The sequence below is a fragment of the Paraburkholderia sp. CNPSo 3281 genome, assembly GCF_024206515.1.
Lineage (GTDB): Bacteria > Pseudomonadota > Gammaproteobacteria > Burkholderiales > Burkholderiaceae > Paraburkholderia > Paraburkholderia nodosa.
Window position 1 is genome coordinate 130,002 of record NZ_JAMBPS010000013.1, and the last position, 18,876, is coordinate 148,877.

21 protein-coding genes and 2 pseudogenes are annotated in these 18,876 nt (G+C 64.4%); 5 read left to right on the forward strand and 18 right to left on the reverse strand.

Annotation, left to right across the window (positions count from 1 at the left end; genetic code table 11):
- Window positions 1-6: 6 nt before the first annotated feature.
- The 6 genes and pseudogenes from M3I56_RS16165 to M3I56_RS16190 form a co-directional block, all read right to left on the reverse strand.
- A pseudogene (locus M3I56_RS16165) lies at window positions 7-339 on the reverse strand (transglycosylase SLT domain-containing protein); the annotation flags it as partial.
- 224 nt (window positions 340-563) lie between these two features.
- On the reverse strand, window positions 564-944 hold the full coding sequence (locus tag M3I56_RS16170) for a hypothetical protein (RefSeq protein WP_254354846.1): 381 nt from the start codon (window positions 942-944) through the stop codon (window positions 564-566).
- A gap of 109 nt (window positions 945-1,053) precedes the next feature.
- A complete protein-coding gene (locus M3I56_RS16175) occupies window positions 1,054-1,455 on the reverse strand; it encodes a hypothetical protein (protein WP_254354847.1) in 402 nt (133 codons plus the stop codon).
- A gap of 119 nt (window positions 1,456-1,574) precedes the next feature.
- Window positions 1,575-1,841, reverse strand: coding sequence for a pentapeptide MXKDX repeat protein (locus tag M3I56_RS16180; protein ID WP_254354848.1), 267 nt, complete (start codon window positions 1,839-1,841; stop codon window positions 1,575-1,577).
- A 93-nt stretch (window positions 1,842-1,934) separates the two neighbouring features.
- A complete protein-coding gene (locus tag M3I56_RS16185; protein WP_254354849.1) occupies window positions 1,935-2,711 on the reverse strand; it encodes a molybdopterin-dependent oxidoreductase in 777 nt (258 codons plus the stop codon).
- A 56-nt stretch (window positions 2,712-2,767) separates the two neighbouring features.
- Window positions 2,768-3,406: a cytochrome b/b6 domain-containing protein gene (locus tag M3I56_RS16190; RefSeq protein ID WP_254354850.1), complete on the reverse strand. Its 639-nt coding sequence runs from the start codon at window positions 3,404-3,406 to the stop codon at window positions 2,768-2,770.
- 419 nt (window positions 3,407-3,825) lie between these two features.
- Here M3I56_RS16190 and M3I56_RS16195 point away from each other — a divergent pair, with 419 nt between their 5' ends.
- Window positions 3,826-4,371: a sigma-70 family RNA polymerase sigma factor gene (locus M3I56_RS16195; protein ID WP_254354851.1), complete on the forward strand. Its 546-nt coding sequence runs from the start codon at window positions 3,826-3,828 to the stop codon at window positions 4,369-4,371.
- Window positions 4,368-5,009: a DUF1109 domain-containing protein gene (locus tag M3I56_RS16200; RefSeq protein ID WP_254354852.1), complete on the forward strand. Its 642-nt coding sequence runs from the start codon at window positions 4,368-4,370 to the stop codon at window positions 5,007-5,009. Before M3I56_RS16195 ends, M3I56_RS16200 begins: the two co-directional genes overlap by 4 nt.
- A 29-nt stretch (window positions 5,010-5,038) precedes the next feature.
- On the opposite strand, the gene M3I56_RS16205 is transcribed toward M3I56_RS16200, so the two are convergent.
- From M3I56_RS16205 to M3I56_RS16215, 3 genes are all read right to left on the reverse strand, one after another.
- Entirely contained in the window at window positions 5,039-6,346 is a 1,308-nt protein-coding gene (locus tag M3I56_RS16205; RefSeq protein ID WP_254354853.1) for a chloride channel protein, read from the reverse strand.
- Between the two features lie 128 nt (window positions 6,347-6,474).
- Window positions 6,475-7,221 carry a glucose 1-dehydrogenase gene (locus M3I56_RS16210; RefSeq protein WP_254354869.1) on the reverse strand — a complete coding sequence of 249 codons (747 nt, stop codon included), beginning with the start codon at window positions 7,219-7,221 and terminating at the stop codon, window positions 6,475-6,477.
- 216 nt (window positions 7,222-7,437) lie between these two features.
- Window positions 7,438-8,433: an aldo/keto reductase gene (locus M3I56_RS16215; protein WP_254354854.1), complete on the reverse strand. Its 996-nt coding sequence runs from the start codon at window positions 8,431-8,433 to the stop codon at window positions 7,438-7,440.
- A 310-nt stretch (window positions 8,434-8,743) separates the two neighbouring features.
- Between M3I56_RS16215 and M3I56_RS16220 the strand changes: the two genes are divergently transcribed.
- Together M3I56_RS16220 and M3I56_RS16225 are read left to right on the forward strand one after the other, a co-directional pair.
- Complete coding sequence (locus M3I56_RS16220) at window positions 8,744-9,034, forward strand: microviridin/marinostatin family tricyclic proteinase inhibitor (protein WP_035513180.1); 291 nt, start codon at window positions 8,744-8,746, stop codon at window positions 9,032-9,034.
- 96 nt (window positions 9,035-9,130) lie between these two features.
- Window positions 9,131-10,132 carry an MvdC/MvdD family ATP grasp protein gene (locus M3I56_RS16225; protein WP_254354855.1) on the forward strand — a complete coding sequence of 334 codons (1,002 nt, stop codon included), beginning with the start codon at window positions 9,131-9,133 and terminating at the stop codon, window positions 10,130-10,132.
- A 48-nt stretch (window positions 10,133-10,180) separates the two neighbouring features.
- Here M3I56_RS16225 and M3I56_RS16230 read toward each other — a convergent pair whose 3' ends face one another.
- From M3I56_RS16230 to M3I56_RS16270, 9 genes are all read right to left on the reverse strand, one after another.
- Entirely contained in the window at window positions 10,181-11,005 is an 825-nt protein-coding gene (locus tag M3I56_RS16230; RefSeq protein ID WP_254354856.1) for a hypothetical protein, read from the reverse strand.
- A 144-nt stretch (window positions 11,006-11,149) separates the two neighbouring features.
- Window positions 11,150-11,443: a gamma-butyrobetaine hydroxylase-like domain-containing protein gene (locus tag M3I56_RS16235; protein ID WP_254354857.1), complete on the reverse strand. Its 294-nt coding sequence runs from the start codon at window positions 11,441-11,443 to the stop codon at window positions 11,150-11,152.
- The gene (locus M3I56_RS16240; protein WP_254354858.1) at window positions 11,440-12,435 is read right to left on the reverse strand and encodes a HEAT repeat domain-containing protein; all 996 of its coding nucleotides are present in this window, start codon (window positions 12,433-12,435) and stop codon (window positions 11,440-11,442) included. Before M3I56_RS16240 ends, M3I56_RS16235 begins: the two co-directional genes overlap by 4 nt.
- A gap of 35 nt (window positions 12,436-12,470) precedes the next feature.
- Window positions 12,471-13,271: an ABC transporter ATP-binding protein gene (locus tag M3I56_RS16245; protein ID WP_375541736.1), complete on the reverse strand. Its 801-nt coding sequence runs from the start codon at window positions 13,269-13,271 to the stop codon at window positions 12,471-12,473.
- A gap of 14 nt (window positions 13,272-13,285) precedes the next feature.
- On the reverse strand, window positions 13,286-14,146 hold the full coding sequence (locus M3I56_RS16250; protein ID WP_254354859.1) for an ABC transporter permease: 861 nt from the start codon (window positions 14,144-14,146) through the stop codon (window positions 13,286-13,288).
- Window positions 14,147-14,180: 34 nt separating this feature from the next.
- Window positions 14,181-15,608, reverse strand: a complete 1,428-nt coding sequence (locus M3I56_RS16255; protein ID WP_254354860.1) for an ABC transporter substrate-binding protein — start codon at window positions 15,606-15,608, stop codon at window positions 14,181-14,183.
- A 46-nt stretch (window positions 15,609-15,654) separates the two neighbouring features.
- Window positions 15,655-15,900: a ferredoxin family protein gene (locus M3I56_RS16260; RefSeq protein ID WP_028204594.1), complete on the reverse strand. Its 246-nt coding sequence runs from the start codon at window positions 15,898-15,900 to the stop codon at window positions 15,655-15,657.
- Between the two features lie 11 nt (window positions 15,901-15,911).
- A complete protein-coding gene (locus tag M3I56_RS16265) occupies window positions 15,912-17,651 on the reverse strand; it encodes a fumarate reductase/succinate dehydrogenase flavoprotein subunit (protein WP_254354861.1) in 1,740 nt (579 codons plus the stop codon).
- A complete protein-coding gene (locus tag M3I56_RS16270) occupies window positions 17,648-18,418 on the reverse strand; it encodes a GntR family transcriptional regulator (protein ID WP_254354862.1) in 771 nt (256 codons plus the stop codon). The genes M3I56_RS16265 and M3I56_RS16270 overlap by 4 nt, the downstream gene beginning before the upstream one ends.
- A gap of 260 nt (window positions 18,419-18,678) precedes the next feature.
- Here M3I56_RS16270 and M3I56_RS16275 point away from each other — a divergent pair.
- A pseudogene (locus M3I56_RS16275) lies at window positions 18,679-18,876 on the forward strand (IS256 family transposase); the annotation flags it as partial.

Consider the following 18,876-nt stretch of genomic DNA (forward strand, 5'->3'; position numbering starts at 1 on the left):
CCTGCCTCAGCCCTGCTTGCGCACCTGCCCGATGGCGCGTTCGCGCGCCGCCTGCGCCTGCTGCACGAGCCGGTAGGCGGCGTAGTACTTGTAGATATTGCGCACGTAAGTGGTCGTCTCGATCCCGATCTTCTCGCCAACCACGATCTCGACGTTGTTGAACCACTTGTCGGGCGAGAACACCCGGGCGGTCGCTTCCTTGCGCATTTTCGCGATCCTGGCCGGACCCGCGTTATAGCTCGCGAACGCGAACAGGGCACGGTCCGAGTCGGAAAAGTGCGCATCCGGGAAGTAGCGGGACATCAGGAGGTCCAGGTATTTCGCGCCGGCATGGATGTTCCGCAGCGCTCGCGGCCTGTGACGCCACGGCTTGCGCAGGCGGACCCTGGGCCGCGAGGCATCCTGTCGGCCGGCCGGCAATCGTCATCCCGAAAGCCAGGGCGATCAGCAACGTATGAACAATACGCATGGTGGCAGGGCCGAATGTTCCGCGCCTTCCCACCATGTCACAACCGCATAGGCTGGCTATGGGCCGATGGTCCTATAGAGAAAGTGAACAGCCGCTACTTCGCCGATGTCATGACGTCACAGCCGCCGCGGGAGCCGGTGTTTTTCAGGGTGAGCGTAAGCCGGCTGCCCCGGTTCGCCGTGATGATCTGCCCATAGCTCACCGTGGGAATGAACTGGATATCCGGCGCGACCGCCACAGGGGGATTCCTTGCGCCGTCGACGGTCAGGTCGAGCTCCACGGTGACCGAGTCGATAGCGACACCCATATCCTGCTTGCGGTCGGCCTGTTCTTTCCTGAAATTGCACAGACCTTCGAGAACTTGCTGGAGGGCGGTTGGGATATCAACCGGCTTGCCCGGCGGGATCGGCGGCGTGTTGCAGCCGACGATCGTGAATGGCAAAGCGCAAAGGACCACATATCGGCAGGCGCGCATCGGGTTCCCCTTTGATGAGCCGCAGGACGGCTTTGTCGAAGGGTGGCATGGATGGATGCCCAGTCAATCGGACCTATGTCCTATGCCGATGCGCGCACCACCTCGTGAACTACCCGGTCAGGCGCGCCCATAGCGTTCGTATGCGGCGCGCGCGCTCGTCAAACAGATACGACGCTGCGAGAGCGAACAGGCCCGACACGACCCCCGTCACAATGTGTTCGAGAACATGAATGCGATAGTGACTCGTGTGCGCGTAGGCATCGCCGATGATTGTCAGGCAGCCCACTAGCAGCGCGTTGCCATAGCGATTCGCGTACCACTTCGTTGCTGGCGTGAAGGTGAGCAGGACGGCCAGCGCGCCGGTGAACAGTCCCGTCTTGAATGCGATGGTCCAATGGGGCAGGCTCATGATGTTGCCCCAGCTACCCGGCATGCAGGTCATGCACGCGCTGGTTGGCTGCCAGAAGCGCTGAATAAACAATTTCAGGCGGCGTTGCCATTCGCTTCCCATCACGTACTCCCGGTGCAGGGTGTGCGGCCCCGCGGAAATCGTGCATCGCTTGCGCATCGTGCTGGCGCGCGCGCGATGCGCTCCTGGCGCAAGCTACGCCGGGAGCGCGTTACGACGGTTCAATGCGCCATGGCGCCCGATGCCGGATGATCCATGCCCATGGCGTCGTGCTTCATCGGCTTGTTCATCTGATCATGGCTCATCTCGCCGCCTTTGCTCATTGTATCGTGCGACATGGCGCCTTTGCCCATGGCGTCCTTCTGCATCGAGTCCTTCGACATGGCGTCGTTCGACATCGCGCCGCTAGCCTGCGCGAATGCAGCGCCCGCGCTCATGCTCAACAGGGCGGCCGAGAGGGCGATTGCTGCGAATCGGATCGTGTTCATTTGCATTGCTCCTTGCTGGGTGGAAAAAACCGTTGCCCCTTTTGCGGGCGGAAGTGAAACGGAGCCGTCGCGCGACGCGGCGGCAGGAAGACGTCACGAACCGCCGAACCAGTTGTAGCCCTGGTCGACCCAGTAGCCGCCTGGATACGTATTCGTGACGAAGATCTCGACGATGTGCTTGGGGTTCTTGTAGCCGAGCTTCGTCGGCATGCGCAGCTTCATCGGATAGCCGTATTTCGCCGGCAGCCGCTCGCCGTCGTAATCGAAAGCGAGCAAGGTTTGCGGATGCAGCGCCGTGGCCATGTCGATGCTTTCGTAGTAGTTGTCGGCGCAGCGAAAGCCCACGTATTTCGCGGTGAGATCGGCGTCGATGCGGCGCAGGAAATGCGCGAATGGCGTGCCGCCCCAGCGGCCTATCGCGCTCCAGCCTTCGACGCAGATATGCCGCGTAATCTGCTCGGCGTGCGGCAGCGCGTACAACTCCGGTAGCGTCCAGACACGCTGGCCCTTGACGAGGCCGCTGAGCCTGAGCCGATAGTCGCCGCCATCGACCACGGGCGCCTCGCTTTCGCTGTAGAACGCGTTGAAGGGGAAGGGGCGCGTGATCTGGGCTTCGGTGTACGTGGGTGCGAGCCGGGTTGGGTCGAACAGCCATGCCTGCACGCGATCGTTGAGCCGGGAAACGGCGGTGAGGAACGTGTTGACCGAGGCGTCGTCGGTGATCGTGCAGCCAGTCAGCAGGGAGAGACCGCCGAGCGTGAGCATGCGCTTGCCGAACAGGCGCCGTGACGGCATGTCGAGTTCGCGCCGTGCATCGGCAAGAATCGCTGCGCGGTCGACTGCGATGATCTTGCGGTCGTTCGTGTTCATCTGGAATCCTTATCGATATCGAAGGGCGGCGACTCGAATAGCGTCGGTGGGCGCGTTCAGCGTCCGCGCAGCATGGTGAGCAGCGAGCGCGGCACGAGCGCGACCATCGTCACGTGAACGAGTGCGAAGGCCACAAGCACGGACATCGCGCAAAAGTGCACGACGCGCGCGCGGTCGTATCCGCCCATCAACTCGCGCAGCAGCGGAAACTGCACCGACTTCCAGATCGCAAGGCCCGACAGCACGAGGACGACGAGATCGGCGATCGCAACGAGATAGGCGAGTTTCTGCACGGCGTTGTACTGGCTCAGGTCGGCGTGAGAGAGCCGGCCCGTGAGCGCGGCGCGCAGGTCATGCAGCACGGCGCGCGGGCTCAGCGGGAAGAACTTCGTGCGCCAGCGGCCGGTGACGAGATTCATGGCGAGATAGACGAGGCCGTTGAAAAACAGCAGCCACATAGCCGCGAAATGCCATTGCAGTGCGCCGCCGAGCCAGCCGCCGAGCGTGAACGAGGGGGGAATGACGAAGCCCGCGAACACGGGAGACGCATCGTAAATGCGCCAGCCGGAGAACATCATGACGAGCGCCGCGAGCGCGTTGAGCCAATGCGTGACGCGCAGCCAGAGCGGCTGGATGGCGCGTGGGCGGCGCACGCTGGCGGCAAGTGCGGGCGATTCACCGATCGACGTGTGCATGACGATTCCTCGTTAGCGCAGAGTTGACAGTGAATTCGCTGTGGCGCGCGCGCCGGTTACATTGCGTCGAGAAAAAATTCGCGCGCCCGGGGCGGCTAAAAATAAGTCATCGAGGCTGTAACCCAACTGGCGTGGCGAACGAACTACCCGCAACGGGCACACGCGCTCGCGCCACGGGAAAGAGGCACAAGGTGGGTTTGACCAGCACATGGGCGGCGACGACGGAAGGGGCGACGCCCGGCGCGCGCGCCGGGGCAGCGCATGCCGTTGCGGCGCGCGAAGCGTTCGGCTACCCTCACGCGAACGGGCGCGAGTGCGGCGGCGTTCGTAATCGTTTTGAAAGTTCGCCATCGCAAGACCAGGCGAGCGCCATGCCCGCAAGCCCATTAACCTATCGTCGCGACCATCCAGGACGACCTTTGCACTCCGCGGAAACCCGTCTCAAAGCGCTTTTCGTCAGCGGCCTCGAAGGCGACGCGCAAGCGTATCGCGACTTCCTCGAGGAACTCACGCGCCATTTGCGCGGCTACCTGCGCCGGCGCATTCCGCAGTTGCGCGACGACGTCGAGGACCTCGTCCAGGAGATCCTGCTGGCGGTTCACAACGCGCGTCACACATGGCGCCCCGACGAGCCGCTCACGGCCTGGGTGCACGCGATCGCCCGCTACAAGCTGATGGACTTTTTCCGCTCGCGCGCACGCCGCGACATGCTCAACGATCCGCTCGAAGATCACGCCGATCTCTTCGCCGCGCCCGACGACGAACCCGCGCAGGCGCGCCGCGATATCGGCAAGCTGCTCGAGCAGCTGCCCGACAAGCAGCGCCTGCCTATCGTCCACGTGAAGCTCGAAGGGCTTTCGGTCGTGGAAACGGCGAAGCTAACAGGACTCTCCGAATCGGCGGTCAAGGTGGGTATTCATCGGGGTTTGAAGGCGCTTGCCGCGCGCATCAGGGGAGCGGGATGAAAACCGACGATCTGATCAACCTGCTCGCCGCCGGCGATGCGCGCGTGGACCGCAAGGCCGTGCTGCGCCGCTTCGCGCGGGCGCTGGCGCTCGGTTTTGCGGGCTCGGTCGCGCTGATGAGCGTGGTGTTCGGCGTGCGGCACGATCTCATGAGTGTCATGCACACGCCGATCTTCTGGGCGAAGATCGCGTTCCCGTTGTGCGTCGCGGCCGCTGCCGCGCTCGCAGTCAGCCGCCTCGGGCGGCCGGGCCGGCGCGGCGGCTATGCGTGGGCGCTGGTGGCGCTGCCGTTCGTCGCCGTGCTGGCGGGCGCATGGCTCGCGCTGGGCGACGCGGCGCCCGCGCAACGCATGCCTCTCGTGATGGGCCTCACATGGCGCACGTGCCCGTTCAATATCGTGCTGCTTTCGGTGCCCACGTTCGCGGCCGTGTTCTGGGCCGTGCGCGGTCTCGCGCCCACCCGCCTGCGCGCGGCGGGCGCGGCGGCCGGGCTCTTTGCGAGCGCGCTCGCGACCATTGCGTATTGCCTCCATTGCCCGGAAATGAGCCCGGCGTTCTGGAGCGTCTGGTATGTGATCGGCATGTCGCTGCCCGCTGGCATTGGCGCGTGGCTGGGGCCGCGGCTACTGCGCTGGTAACGGCGTGTGCCGGTCAACGGGCGCGCGCGTCACTGCTTCAGGAAGCGTTGCGCCAGGGCTTCGTACAGCGGCGGCGCGAATAGCCTGGAAACCTGGCTCGACACGAGCGCCGTCGCCATCAGCGAGATCACGAGCGCGTGCCCGTCGATCATTTCGATGACGATGACGAACGCCGTGATCGGGCTCTGCGTGACGGCGGCCAGATAGCCGACCATGCCGAGCGCGATCAGCATCGGCAACTGCATCTGCCCGAACACCATGTGCAGCACGTTGCCGATGCCCGCGCCGATCGCCAGGGACGGCGCAAACAGGCCGCCCGGCGTGCCCGGCAGATACGAGCCCACCATCGAGGCCATTTTCAGCACGGGATAGGCGACGCCGAGCTGCGAATGGCCCTCGAGCATGCCGCGCGCTTCCGCATAGCCGCTGCCGAACAGATTGCCGCCGCTCGCCACGCCGATCACGGCGATGAACAAACCGCACACGGCGCCGAACGCCACGGGCCGCTCCTTTCGGAGAACGAACAAGCGGGCGGGCATCCATCGTTCGGTGTTGAGCAGCAGCCAGCAGAACACGCCGCCCGCGAGGCCGGTGATCACGCCGACGAGAATGACGGCGACGGCGAGCAGATCGGGCATATGACTGCCGATGGCGATCGTGCCGAAATACACATAATTGCCTTGCAGCGCGAGTGAGACGATGCCCGAAAAGATGATCGCCGCGATGATGACGCCGCTCGTTCGCGCCTCGAAGCTGCGCGTGAGTTCCTCGATGGCGAAGACCACGCCCGCGAGCGGCGCATTGAACGCGGCGGAAAGGCCCGCGGCGGCGCCCGCGAGGGCGAGCTTGTATTCGAGGCCGACGCCGTACATGCTGCGCAGCCGCGCCGGATAGAAGCGCCGCAGGCTGTACATCAGCGCGGCGCCCACGTGGATAGTCGGCCCTTCGCGGCCAATCGTGAATCCGCCGAGGATCGCGAGGAACGACAGGGCGATCTTGCCGATCAGGATGCGCAGCGTGAGCAGGCGCGGGCCGAATTTGCGCACGTCGTGCAGCGTCGCGATGACCTGCGGGATGCCGCTGCCCTCCGAACCCGGAAACCAGCGGCGCGTGGCCCAGACGCAGAATGCGCCGATGGCCGGCGTAATGAGTAGCGGCAGCCACCGGTGATGGGCGGTCATCTGCACAAAGAGCGCGTAGCCGAAATCGACGAGCCGCGCGTACATGACCGCGACGAGCCCCGTCGCGATGGCGCCAAGCCAGAACACGCCGAAATACAGCCAGCGCCGCCGGCTGCGCAGGATCGTGCGGCTGTCTACAAGGTCGGAAACTCGCATGAGGCGGCCTGGCCAAACTCCTCGTTCCGAAGCGTTGCTGGACGTGCCGCCGCCAGGGCGACACGACCGGTCTTCGGGAGATTAGCACGCACGGGTTTTTTGGCGCCAGCCAGTTTCACTCAACCGCCTTAGCGCATGCCTCCGCTGGCGACGATATGCTCGCCCGTCAACCATTTGGCATCGTCCGACGCAAGGAACACCACGGCCGAGGCGATATCGTCCGGCTGCCCCACGCGTCCGAGCGGCGTTTGGCTGACCGCATGGCTTTCGAACTCCGAGCCGATGACGCCGGCCGTGTGTGCGCCTTCTGTCTCGATCACGCCAGGATTGATCGCGTTCACGCGGATCTTCCGCGGTCCCAGTTCGCGTGCGAGCACGCCGGTGATCGCATCCACCGCGCCCTTCGTGCCGCTATAGACGGCTGTCGTCGGTGGCGTGATCGTCGTCACGACCGAACTCACGTTGATGATGCTTGCGCCCTCGCCAAGATGCTTCGCGGCCGCCTGCGTAGTGAGCAGCACGCCGAGCACGTTGGTGTCGAACAGCTTGCGGTATTGCGTCTCCGTGAACTCTTCGATGGGCGCGAACTCGTAGACGCCGGAGTTGTTGACGAGGATGTCGAGGCGACCGTAAGTCTCGACGGCCGTGCCGATGATGCCCTGTGCGTCGGCTGCCTTCGACACGTCGCCGCCAACGGAAACCGCCTTGCCGCCGGCCGCCGTAATCGCGCTTACCACCGCATCGGCGCCCGCCTTGCTGCTCGCGTAGTTCACGACCACCGAAGCGCCTTCGGCCGCGAGAGCCTTGGCGATCGCGGCGCCAATGCCTTTCGACGCGCCCGTGACGACCGCCACCTTGCCTGAAAGTTTGCCCATCATGTTCTCCTTACCGTAAGTCGCAGCATCGAATAGAACCGGCGTCTCGACTTGTACGAAGCCATCGGCCGGCGACGCAAACGAATCTAAAGGTCCGCGCCGCCGCGATAAAGCGGCCGGGCGCGAATTGACTGGCAGGATCATCCGAACAATCGGAGCGGAGCAAAATGGAGTAAGCGGGCGCAGAAATTCCAGCGGCCTCGACCGTAAGGGCTTTTACCAGCGCTGGTGGACGTGAGGCGCGATCAAGCGTTCGTAAACGTCCCGCACGCGTTGCATCGCCGCGTCGGACAGCGGGGCGAGGTTTGCCGCCGAGACATTCGACGCCGCCTGCGCCGCGTTCTTGCTGCCCGGAATGATGACGGAGACGGCGTCTTCCATGAGTATCCAGCGCAGGGCGAGCTGTGCCATCGAGGCGTCCACGGGTACCAGGCCGCGCAGTTCGTCGACCGCCTTCAACGCGACGTCGTACGGCACGCCCGAGAACGTTTCGCCCACGTCGAATGCCTCGCCATGACGATTGAACGCACGGTGATCGTCTGCCGCAAAAACGGAATCCGCGGACAATTTGCCGGTGAGCATGCCGCTCGCGAGCGGCACTCGCGCAATGACCGCAACGTTCTTCTTGAGCGCCTCGCGGAAAAACAGGTCGGCAGGTCGTTGACGGAACATGTTGTAGATGATCTGCACCGAAACCACGTCGGGATATTCGATCGCCTTCAGCGCTTCCTCCACCTTTTCGACCGAAACGCCGTAAAAGCGGATTTTGCCGGCGGCGACAAAGCTGTCCATCGCGTCGAACACTTCGGGGCGGTAATAGACCTCCGTCGGCGGGCAGTGCAGTTGCACGAGGTCGAGCGTGTCGACGCCCAGGTTCGAGAGACTCCGGTCGATGAAGCCTTCGAGTTCGCGCTTGTTCAGATAGCCGCTGGTCACATGCGGGTCGAGCCGGCGTCCGAGCTTGGTGGCCACGATGGGACGCTCCCCGCCGCGTTCGCGCAACACGTCCCGGATAATGCGCTCCGAGCGGCCGTCGCCGTAGACGTCGGCGGTGTCGATGAACGTGACGCCGTTATCGAGCGCGGCGTTCAGCGCGGCTCTGGCGTCGTCTTCGCCAACGCTGCCCCACGAGCCGCCGATTGCCCATGCACCAAAGCCGATTTCGGACACATTCCAGCCGGTCCGCCCAAAAGTTCTCTTCGAAAGCGTCATTTGCGTGCTCCTCCTGTGGTTTGCGCAGTTGTCTCGCAGGCGTTGCAATAGCCTCTGCGCCCGTAGTGTAGCTGGCTGTTTGCCACGCTGCTGACCCTGCTGTTGGTCGACGGCCACCTTTGCATATCCGCGCGTTGGCTTCGAGCCAACGATTCCGGCCTTGATTCGACATGAATTCTCCGCCACGACAGGGCGTGGCGCGCCGCCGTGAGGAGCGGAACTGGCTGGCACGGCGGTTGCAGGACGTGGCGGCGGCCTGTGCCGCCGTAGTGGTTATCAATGGCCCCACACTTCGAGCGAGGTAAGCACCATGTCTAACGTCAAGATCGAAACTCAGGAACCCGTACCGTTTTTTTCGCATTTCCTCGAGGGTCAGTTTTCGAGAAACCTTACGGCAGCGGAGATGCAGGCCATACGCGGCGGAGCGGTCGTGACGATGGTGGCGCCGTCCGACCAGGAAGGCATGCCGGTCGGTGAATTGCCCGACTTCCTGGGCATGCTCCGGCACATGGGGTGGCCTATGGGACAGATGCCCGGCAATAATCCCTCCTCGCCGGTGACCATGGCGTATCCCTCCGACGGCGAAAGTGCGTCTATTTAGTATTCCTTTTCACCATCAGGCGACCATGCCTGGACCGGAGTCGGGCGCGCGTCGACGTGCTATCCCGCCGCGCGCCTTCAGTAAAGGTGCGCAACCATGTCCGAACGACACCCGCGGCCGGTGGTACTGATCATCACCCACAGCAACGACAACGAGAGTATCCCGCTCGTCATGAATGCCGTCGCGGCACAGGGCGGCATGGCTTACCGCTTCGATACCAACCGCTTTCCCACCGATATTCGGCTTTCCAGCCACTACAGCGGCGACGAAGAGCGGCAGGTTATCGCGTGTGAAGACTACGAGCTGGACCTGGGCACGGTGTCCGCCGTGTGGTACCGGCGGATCGCCATCGGGCAGTGCATTCCCGAGGCGATGGACCGGCAGCTCAGGCGGGCGGCAGTCGATCAATCGCGCGCGACGCTGCACGGCATGATTGCCAGCCTCGACGCGTTTCATCTCGATCCCGTGCACCGCCTGCGCCGCGCGGAAAACAAGCAGCTCCAGCTCAAGATCGCGAGAGAGGTTGGGCTCACGATTCCACGCACCTTGATCACCAATGCGCCAGAAGCGGTGCGCAGTTTCGCACGCGAATGCAGGCACGGGATGATCATGAAGACGCTGTCATCGTTTGCCATCTACGAGGAGTGCGAGCAGAAAGTGGTCTTTACCAGCACGGTTCAAGACAAAGACCTCGAGCGCCTCGATGACCTGCGCTATTGCCCGGCCATCTTTCAGGAACAAGTGTCCAAGGCGCTGGAACTCAGGACCACGATCGTGGGAAACCGCGTATTCACCGCGTCGATCGATTCGCAGCGGTCCGAAAAAACGAGCGTCGACTGGCGCCGTGACGGTCTTGGGCTGCTCGAAGCGTGGGAGCCGTACGCATTGCCGCCCGAGGTCGAAAATGGGCTGCTGAAACTCATGCATGCTCTGGGCCTCAACTACGGCGCGGCAGACTTCATCCTCACCCCCGACGGCCGTCACTGCTTTCTGGAGGTCAACCCGGTCGGCGAATTCTTCTGGCTGGAAAAGCACCCGGGATTGCCGCTCGCGGGTGCGATTGCCAACCTGCTCGTTTCGAACAGGCGAGGTTCGTGACAAGAGGGGGCCGCCGACGCTCGCGCGCGCCCCGTCACGGTCTCGACCTCAAATCGGTTTTTCGATCGCCGCCTGGCCGTGCGGCGTCAGCGTTTGTTGCCCGTCCTTGTCGAAACCGCTATAGGTCCAGTCCAGTTTTCCGGCAGTGGTGGCGACCGAGCGGGTCAGGCCGATGCCGTATTGAGTCAGATACGTTCGACGCGTCTTGTTCTGGACGATGCCATCTTTCGTCTGCTCGCAGTCCAGGTCGATCGCTTTGCCGGTGAGCGCGGCGTTGAACTGGGAAGCCGGATAGTAGCGGCTCGTATGACAGGTCCACGTGAGCGCCCGGAAGTTGACGATCTGGACCGTGGTGCCGAACTCGAACGTCGTGGTATAGGTTTCGTTCTCCTGCGGCGCGTTGAAAGCGAACTGGCTGTTGTCGGCGTCGTGCGCGACGAAGGGAATGAACGCCGCCGTCTGCGCGTAGTTCGCCGTTTCCTCTTTCAGGCTGTAAATGTTGAGGTAAGAGAGGCTGAACGTTGCGGCAGCGGGCACACCGTTCGCCGAGCTTTCATACACCTGCTGGACCATGCCCGTATCTTGTGCGTTGATCAGCACGGTTTTGAAGTCGCGCTCGATTCCCGCCGTGCCAATCTGGCCCGTTACCTTGCCAAGCACCGTCAAGACCTTGAAGGGCAGCATGTGCGTGCCCGGCGCCGGCATCTTTTCACGAACGCTCGTGGGCAAGGAATCCACCGCAAAGTGCGCCGCGAGATAGCCGGGCTTGTCGTTGGCCATATCCTTGACCGGCACGAACTGGACGCATCCCGACAGCAGCGCAGCGGATGTGAAGGAAGTGCCGACGAGCAGGCGGGTTATTCTGTTTCGCATCTTTTTCTTCGATTCTCTGTCAACGGATGGGGCGCCGGTCAAACGAGCACGGCTTGGCATGCATATCGGCGCGATGCGAGCGTTCTTTAATCGAAGACTGAAGCGAGGCGGTTGAGCGGGTGGCTGCCAGGTCCAGGGCGCAAGCTAGCGGTCCTCGCCGCGCCCGAGTTGTTCGAGGTAGGTCCAGGGATAGATGCCGCGCGCATGGCCGTCGCTGAACGCGAGCTGCACGCCGTAGCCCATCGGCTCGATGGCGATCAGCGTCACGTCCGCTGCGGCGGCGGGCGCGGCGCCGCCGAGCCGCTCGCGCCGGCAGGCTGCGCACGGGCAGGCCGCGCGCAGCCGGGCGTGGTTCACACGTTGTGTCTCGCCCGCGGGCCAGCAGAGCGTGAGCGCTCGCGCGGCGGCGTCGTTGCGGACCTCTAGCGGCGTTTTCATGGCGCTGCGCCCTCGATCTGGCCGATAGCGATGCGCACGGCCTTGCGCACCTCGGGATCGCGGTCCTGCAGCGCGCTTTGCAGCGCCGGCAAAGACTCGCGCGCGCCCAGTTCGCCGAGCGTGAGCGCCGCTTCCTTGCGCAAATTGCTGATCGAATGCGCGAGCAGCGCGGCGACGGCGGTGGCCGCTTTCGCATCGCGTAGCTGTCCGAGCGCGCGGGCCGCGCGTAGCCGGACCTGCCAGTAGGCGTCGCCGAGCGCCTCGACAAGCGGTTCGAGCGCCGTGGCGGCGCGCAGCTTGCCAAGCGTCGTCGCGGCTTCTTCGCGCACTTGCCAGGCGTCGTCGCGCAATGCCGTGAGCAGGGCGTCGAGCGTGGCCTGATCGCCCGGCGAGGCGAAGCCAAGCGCGCCAACGGCCGCGCGGCGGACCTCCGGGTGCGCGTCGCCGGCGCCGAGCGCGGCGAGCGCCTCCAGCGCGCGCACCTCCTTCAGCCAGCCGAGCACGGCGACGGCCTCGAGTCGCACGTCGGCCTCGGTGTCCGCGAGCGCGTGCAGCGCGGGCTCGAAGGCATCCGCAAAGCGGAGTTCGCGCAGGCCGCGCAGCGCCGCGCGGCGCACGAACGGTTCGGGCCGCGTGGCCCACCGGCGCAGCACATGGCCCGACGACTGGGCTTTCAATTCCGAAAGACTTTGCGCCGCGGCTTCGCGCACCTCGTCGTCGGTGTCGAGCAACGCTGCACAGAGCGCTTCGACGACGTCGTCGTCTTCCCACGAGGCCAGCACGGCGGCGGCTTCGCGGCGTACGTCTGGAGCGGGATCGTCGCGCAGCGTGGCCACGAACGCGGGCAGCAGCGCTTCATCCTCGAGATCGGCGAGTTCGAAGAGCGCGATGCGGCGCACAGCGGGATCGGCGTCGGCGAGGCGCGCGAGCAGGGCGCTCGCTTCGGCGCTCAGGTGCTGCGGGTTCGGCGAGATGGGAGCGGAAACGGTCATGGGAAAAGGCGGTTGTCTGGTGGACGCTTGCGGGGCTACGCCGCTTCGCGCAGCAACGCGAGGCAGTGGCGCTTGATGTCGATGAAGCCGGCTTCGGTCGTGCTCTCGTCGCTGCGCGGCCGCGCGAGCGGCACCGCGATATCGGCAATGAGGCGCGCGGGTCGCTGCGAGAGCATCAGGATGCGGTCGCCGAGAAACAGCGCTTCGTCGATGTCGTGCGTGACGAACACGACGGTCGTGCGGATTTGCGCCCAGATGTCGAGCAACAGCGTTTGCATCATGCGGCGCGTTTGGGCGTCGAGTGCGCCGAAGGGCTCGTCCATCAGCAGAATGCGCGGGCGGTTGATCAGCACGCGCGCGATTTCCACGCGCTGCTGCATGCCGCCCGACAACTGCGCCGGATAGTGCGCCTCGAATCCCGCGAGGCCGACCAGCGCGAGCAGTTCGGCGGCTTCGCGCCGACGCTCGCTCGCGCCGACGCCCTTCATCTTCAGGCCGAAGGCCACGTTGTCGATCACACGCTTCCAGGGGAACAGCGTGTGCTGCTGGAACACGAGGCCGCGCTCGGGATGCGGGCGGTCGACTGCGAGACCGTCTACGGCGATTTCGCCCTGCGTGGCCGGGACGTGTCCCGCAATGGCGCCGAGCAGCGTGGATTTTCCGCAGCCGGACGGCCCAAGCACGCACACGAATTCGCCGGGCGCGATATCGACGTTCAGTGAGTCGAGCGCGGCGAAGCGCGCGTGCGGCGGCCCGACCTCCACGGTCAGCGAACGCACGTCGATGCGCCCCGGCGCGTGGGACACCGGCGCCCTGGCGGGCGCTTCCGGGTGGATGGCGGCAGGCGTGTTCACTGGCGCGCTCCCCGCAGGCGGTACCACGGCGTCAGCGCCGCGCCGATGCGCTTGACGAGGAGGCTGCTGCCCATGCCGAGCACGCCGATCAGGGCCATGCCGACGACGATATCCGCGTAGTTCTGCAGCGTATAGGATTCCCAGGTGAAATAGCCTATGCCGTACTGCCCGGCGATCATCTCCGCGGTCACGAGGCAGAACCAGGCGGTGCCCATGCCGATCGAAAGACCTGTAAAGATCGCAGGCGCAGCGCCCGGCAACACCACTTCCGTGTAGAGCGACAGCGAGCCGGTGCCGAGACCCCGCGCGGTGGCGACGAGGCGGGGGTCGACGGCTTCCACGCCGTGGATCGTGTTCAGCAGGATCGGGAACAGCGCACCGATGAACGTGATGAACATCATGCTCAGTTCCGAAGAGGGAAACATCAGGATCGCGAGCGGAATCCACGCGACCGCCGGGATTGGCCGCAGCACTTCGAGCGGCGGCAGCAGCACGTCTTCGAGCGCGCGATAGCGGCCGATCGCGAGTCCGAGCCCGACGCCGACCAGCGCCGCCGCGCAAAAGCCGGCCAGCACGCGTGTCAGGCTCGCGGCGAGATGCATGGGCAGCTTCGGCGAATGGAGCAGCGCCCATAGCGCGGGGATGGCGTCGGCGGGCGAAGGGACGTTCGCGAACGTGATAATGCCAAGCGAGAGCCGGTAGTGAACGGCCAGTTGCCAGGCGGCCACGAACAGCACGATCGAGCCGGCGCGCCATGCGCGGCGGCGTATCGGTGCGCTGCGCGCTGCGGCTCCGGTCAGTGCCGGTTCCCGGGCGTCTGCGCGTTGCCGGGCTGCGAGGTCAAGCGTGGCGGACATGCGGACTCCTCATAAAAGGCAGGTAAGCGAAGCGTTAGCGCGAAGCGAGGGCCTGCTGGGCGCCTGTTTTTGCGGCTGCAAAGTCCACGACGGCACCCGACGTGTGCTGCGCATAGGCATCGGCGCCCGCTTTCTGCAGGAAGGCGATGACGCCGCCATGCGCGTCGCGTACGTACCAGGCGTCGGAAGCGAAGAGCTTCTGGCCGCTGTCGTGGTCCTGCACGTACACGGCGCGCACCTTGCTGCCGGACTGTTCGAGTTTGGCGAGCGCAGCGAACCCTTCCGCCGCGTTGGCATAGTTGCGCACGTGCGCCTCGTTGGCGACCCACACCTGCGTGACCGTGAGGAAATCCCGGATGGGCTTGCCGGTCAGCGCGTCGTTCGCGGCGAGCGGTTGGCGCGCGTAGTTCTTCAGCGCGGCGTCATAGTCGAGCCCCGACTCCTTGAACGCTTCGCGGATGTAGCGGTCGTCGATGAACGTGTTCGCATCGAGATTGACATCCGTTTTCTTGAGCAGCTTCAGCGTGTCGATGGCGGTCGCCACGGCCTGGCGGTACTCCGGCTTCCAGGTGAGATCGCGCGTTTGCAGGCCGAGCGGGCCATGATAGAGATAGTCGACAGGCGCCTCGATGCCCGTCACCTTCTCGATCAGCAGACTATATTTTTCGGGATCCTCTGCGATCAGGCGGTTCGCCTCGATTGCCGCGCGCAGGTATGCGACCACCACTTCGGGGTACTTCTGCGCGTAGGCGGAATCGACGAGCGCGCCGTGAAAGGTGGGCGCATGGCTTTGCGCGCCGTCGTAGATCTTGCGGGCGATGCCGCGATACGGGAACAGGTCGGCGAACGGCACGAAGTCGGCGTGGGCGTCGATCTTGCCCGCTTTGAGGGCGCTGCCGGCCACTTCCGGCGCTTGCGTGATGATGTTCACGTCGGTATCCGGGTTCCAGCCTTGTGCCTTGATCGCGCGCAGCAGCATGCCGTGCGACGTCGAGGCGAACGGCACTGAGATCGTCTTGCCCTTGAGGTCGGCGATCGAATGCACCGGCGAGTTGACGGGCACGACGATGCCGTTGCCGCTGCCCTCGGTGCTGCCCTCGAGCACGGTGATGAAGAGGCTCTTTCGGCCCGCCTTCTGGAACGCCGCGCCATTGAGCGAGCCCGGGAAATCCGCCATGGCGCCGAAGTCGAGCTTGCCGGCTACCATTTCGTTCGTGAGCGGCGCGCCGGAAGTGAAGTCTTTCCACTGCACGTCGTAAGTGACGTTCGCGTATTTTCCGGTGTGCGGCAGATACTTGTCGAGCAAATGCAGTTCGCGGATCAGTAGGCCGCCTGTCGCGCAGTTGATGGTCGTGTCCTGGGTGCCGATCGCGACGCGAATCGTCTCGGCGTGTACGGTGATCGCCGCGGTCAACAGCAGCGGGGCGGCGAGAAGGCGAAGAATCCGTTGGCGTGTTTTCATGGTCTGTTTGGCGGGCAGTACGGGAACCGTCGTGGGGTGGCAGCGGTTAGCGCAACAGGTAGGGAATGTCGACCTTGACTGCACCAGTCGGGCAGTCGCGCTCGCAGGGCATGCAATACCAGCATTCGTCGAATTGCATGTAGGCCTTGCCCTTGCTCACGTCGATCGCGAGCAGGTCGAGCGGGCACACGTCCACGCAAACCGTGCAGCCCTTGTCGGCGATGCAGCGGTCTTCGTCGATCGTGACGGGTGCACTGCTGCGCTGAAAGATATCGTGCGGCGTATAGGACATATCCGGATTCCTCAGTGTTCGGTGGCGAGTTCCGCGGATTCGCGAATGCGGAGCTGATCGTAGGCGCCTCGATCCGCTTGCGCGAGCGGGACGATGTACGGCTCGACCGCGCGCTTTTCGCTCGTCATCCTGCCGGAAGCGTCCTTGCGCAGGTGCGTGTGGCAGAACCATTCGGCGTCGTTGCGCTGCGGGTAATCGACCCGGTGGTGATACAGCCCCCAGCGGCTTTCGGTGCGGAACAGCGAGGCGCGCGCCGCCATTTCGGCGCAGTCGCGAATCGCGCGCACCTCGGCGGCGCGCATCAACTCGTGCGCATTGTTGGCCTTGATCGACTTGATGTCTTCGGCAATCTCGTCGAAGCGCTGCAGGCCGATCTCCATCTTGCGCGTGACCTTGGGCGGCTGAAGATAGTCGTTCACCATGCGGCGCAGCTTGTATTCGACCTGAGCCGGCGCGAGCCCGTTTTCGCGTTCGAGCGGCGCGTAGATGCGCGCGCGTTCGGCGGCGATCTGGCCTTCGTCGAGGCTCGCGTGCTCGCGGCCTTGCACGTATTCGGCCGCGTTGGCGCCCGCGAACCAGCCGTAGGTGAACGCGCCCAGCATGTAGTTGTGGGGCACGGCCGCCATGTCGCCTGCCGCATAGAGTCCGGGCACGGTCGTCTCGGCGCGCGAATTCACGTAGACACCCGATGCGCTATGCCCGCTGCAAAAGCCGATCTCGGAGATATGCATTTCGACCATCTGCTGACGGTAGTCCGTGCCGCGGCCCGCGTGGAACCGGCCTCGGCTTGGGCGCTCGTTGGTGTGCAGGATCTGCTCGATGGTCTGGATCGTTTCCTCGGCAAGATGGTCGAGTTTCAGGAACACGGGACCGTTGCCGCTTTGCAATTCCTGGTAGAACTCCCACATCATCTGGCCGCTCCAGTAGTCGCATTCGATGAAGCGTTCGCCCTTGCCGTTCGCGGTGAAGCCGCCCAGCGGCCCGGTGACATACGCACATGCGGGTCCGTTGTAGTCCTTAATAAGCGGATTGATCTGAAAGCATTCCAGGTTCGCGAGGGCGGCGCCCGCGTGGTACGCCATGGCGTAGCCGTCGCCCGCATTGGTCGGATTCTCGTAAGTGCCCATCAGGTAGCCGGAGGAGGGCAGGCCGAGGCGCCCAGCCGCGCCGCAGCACAGGATCACGGCTTTCGCGCGCACCACGTGGAACTGCGCCGTGCGGCAGTCGAAGCCGAGCACGCCGCTCACGCGGCCCTGCGAGTCGGTCATGAGCCGCGTGGCGACGATGCGGTTCGTGATCTCGATGCGCGTGCGTTTGAGCTGCCGGTAGAGGATCTTTTTCACGTCGTGTCCTTCGGGCATGGGCAGCACGTAAGCGCCCATATGATGGACCTTCTTCACGGCGTAGTCGCCGTTGCCGTCCTTCTCGAACTTCACGCCCCAGCGGTCGAGCTGCTCGATGGTCGTGAAGCTGTGGCGCGCATAGGCATAGACGGCCTCCTGGTCGACAATGCCATCGTTGGCGACGGTGATCTCGCGCGTGTACTGCTCGGGCGTGGCGTGGCCGGGAATGATGGCGTTATTCAGGCCGTCCATGCCCATCGAGATTGCGCCGCTGCGCTTGACGTTGGCTTTTTCGAGCAGCAGCACCTTGAGCGCCGGGTTGCGTTCCTTGGCCTTGATCGCAGCCATTGGGCCGGCCGTGCCGCCGCCGACGACCACGATGTCGTATTCGAGCACTTCGGTATTCATTGCGCTTTCCTTCCCCTTGCACGGGTTTTCTGGCGGTCGACGCGCAGCCGGTACTGGAAGGCGTCGCCGCGGAAATACAGGTATTCGTAGTCGATGGGATTGCCGGATGCGTCGTGCGTCAGGCGCTCGATCCGCAGCACGGGGCTGCCGTCTTCCACGCGCAGGGCACGGGCGATGTCGTCGTCGGCGAGAATTGCGTCGATCGACACATCGGCATGACCGAGCGGCACGCCGCAGTCGTTCTCGAGAATCAGGAAGATGTCACGCGTGGCGAGGTCGGCGTTGGCGAGCCGTTTGCCGAGCGCTTCGGGCACCCACGTGAGTTCTAGCGAAACCGGTTCGCGGTTGAGCATGCGTACGCGGTGGATTTCCGCGACCGGCGCGCCTTCTGGCAGGTTGAGACGCTGCGCGACGTGGCGATTGGCTTTGATGATCCTGAAGCTGCGCAACTGGTTGACGATTTCGTAGCCCATCGACGACATCGCTTCCGCGAAGCCTTGGAGCGAGGTCACGTTCTGGAATGCCTTGGGCCTGGAGACGAACGTGCCCTTGCCGTGCAGCCTGAAGACCAGGCCTTCCTTTTGCAGATCGCCTAGCGCCTGGCGCACGGTAATGCGGCTGACTCCGAACAGGGCGCATAGCTCGTGTTCTGAGGGCATCTGGCTGTGCGGCGCATAGGTGCCGTTCAGGATGCGCTCGCGCAGCGTGTCTTTGATCTGTACGTAGAGCGGCTGGGGGGATAGCGCTACCAGATTCGTTTGGGACATGGTTGGCTTGTCATAACAAGATGGATGTGGAGTGTAGGCAGCCTTCCATCTGCGACAAACTAACGAATTCTGATATGTATTTCTTGGGGTTTTGGTTGGGGTTGTTTTGTTGTGGGTTTTGATGCTATCGCGGAGGAGTTGGGTTTGTGGTTCTTGCTGCTTTGGCCTTTCCTTGTTTTCGCGTCGATATGCAGGCGTTGCCCCTGTGCGGGACCTGTCCGGGATTTTGTGGGTGAGGCATATCATGAGAGGTAAAAGCCATGGATATGCCGATGAAGAAGAAACGTACGGTCGCAGCTCAGGCGGCGGCCCGAGGGCCGCTGCCTGAGCTGCCCAAGGCCCTGCTGGACGAACTGGTCAAAGGCCCCATGACGCCAGCCGAGGTACAGGATCTGATGCTGGCGTTCAACAAGGCGGTCATCGAACGTGCCATGGGCGCGGAGATGAATCTGCATCTG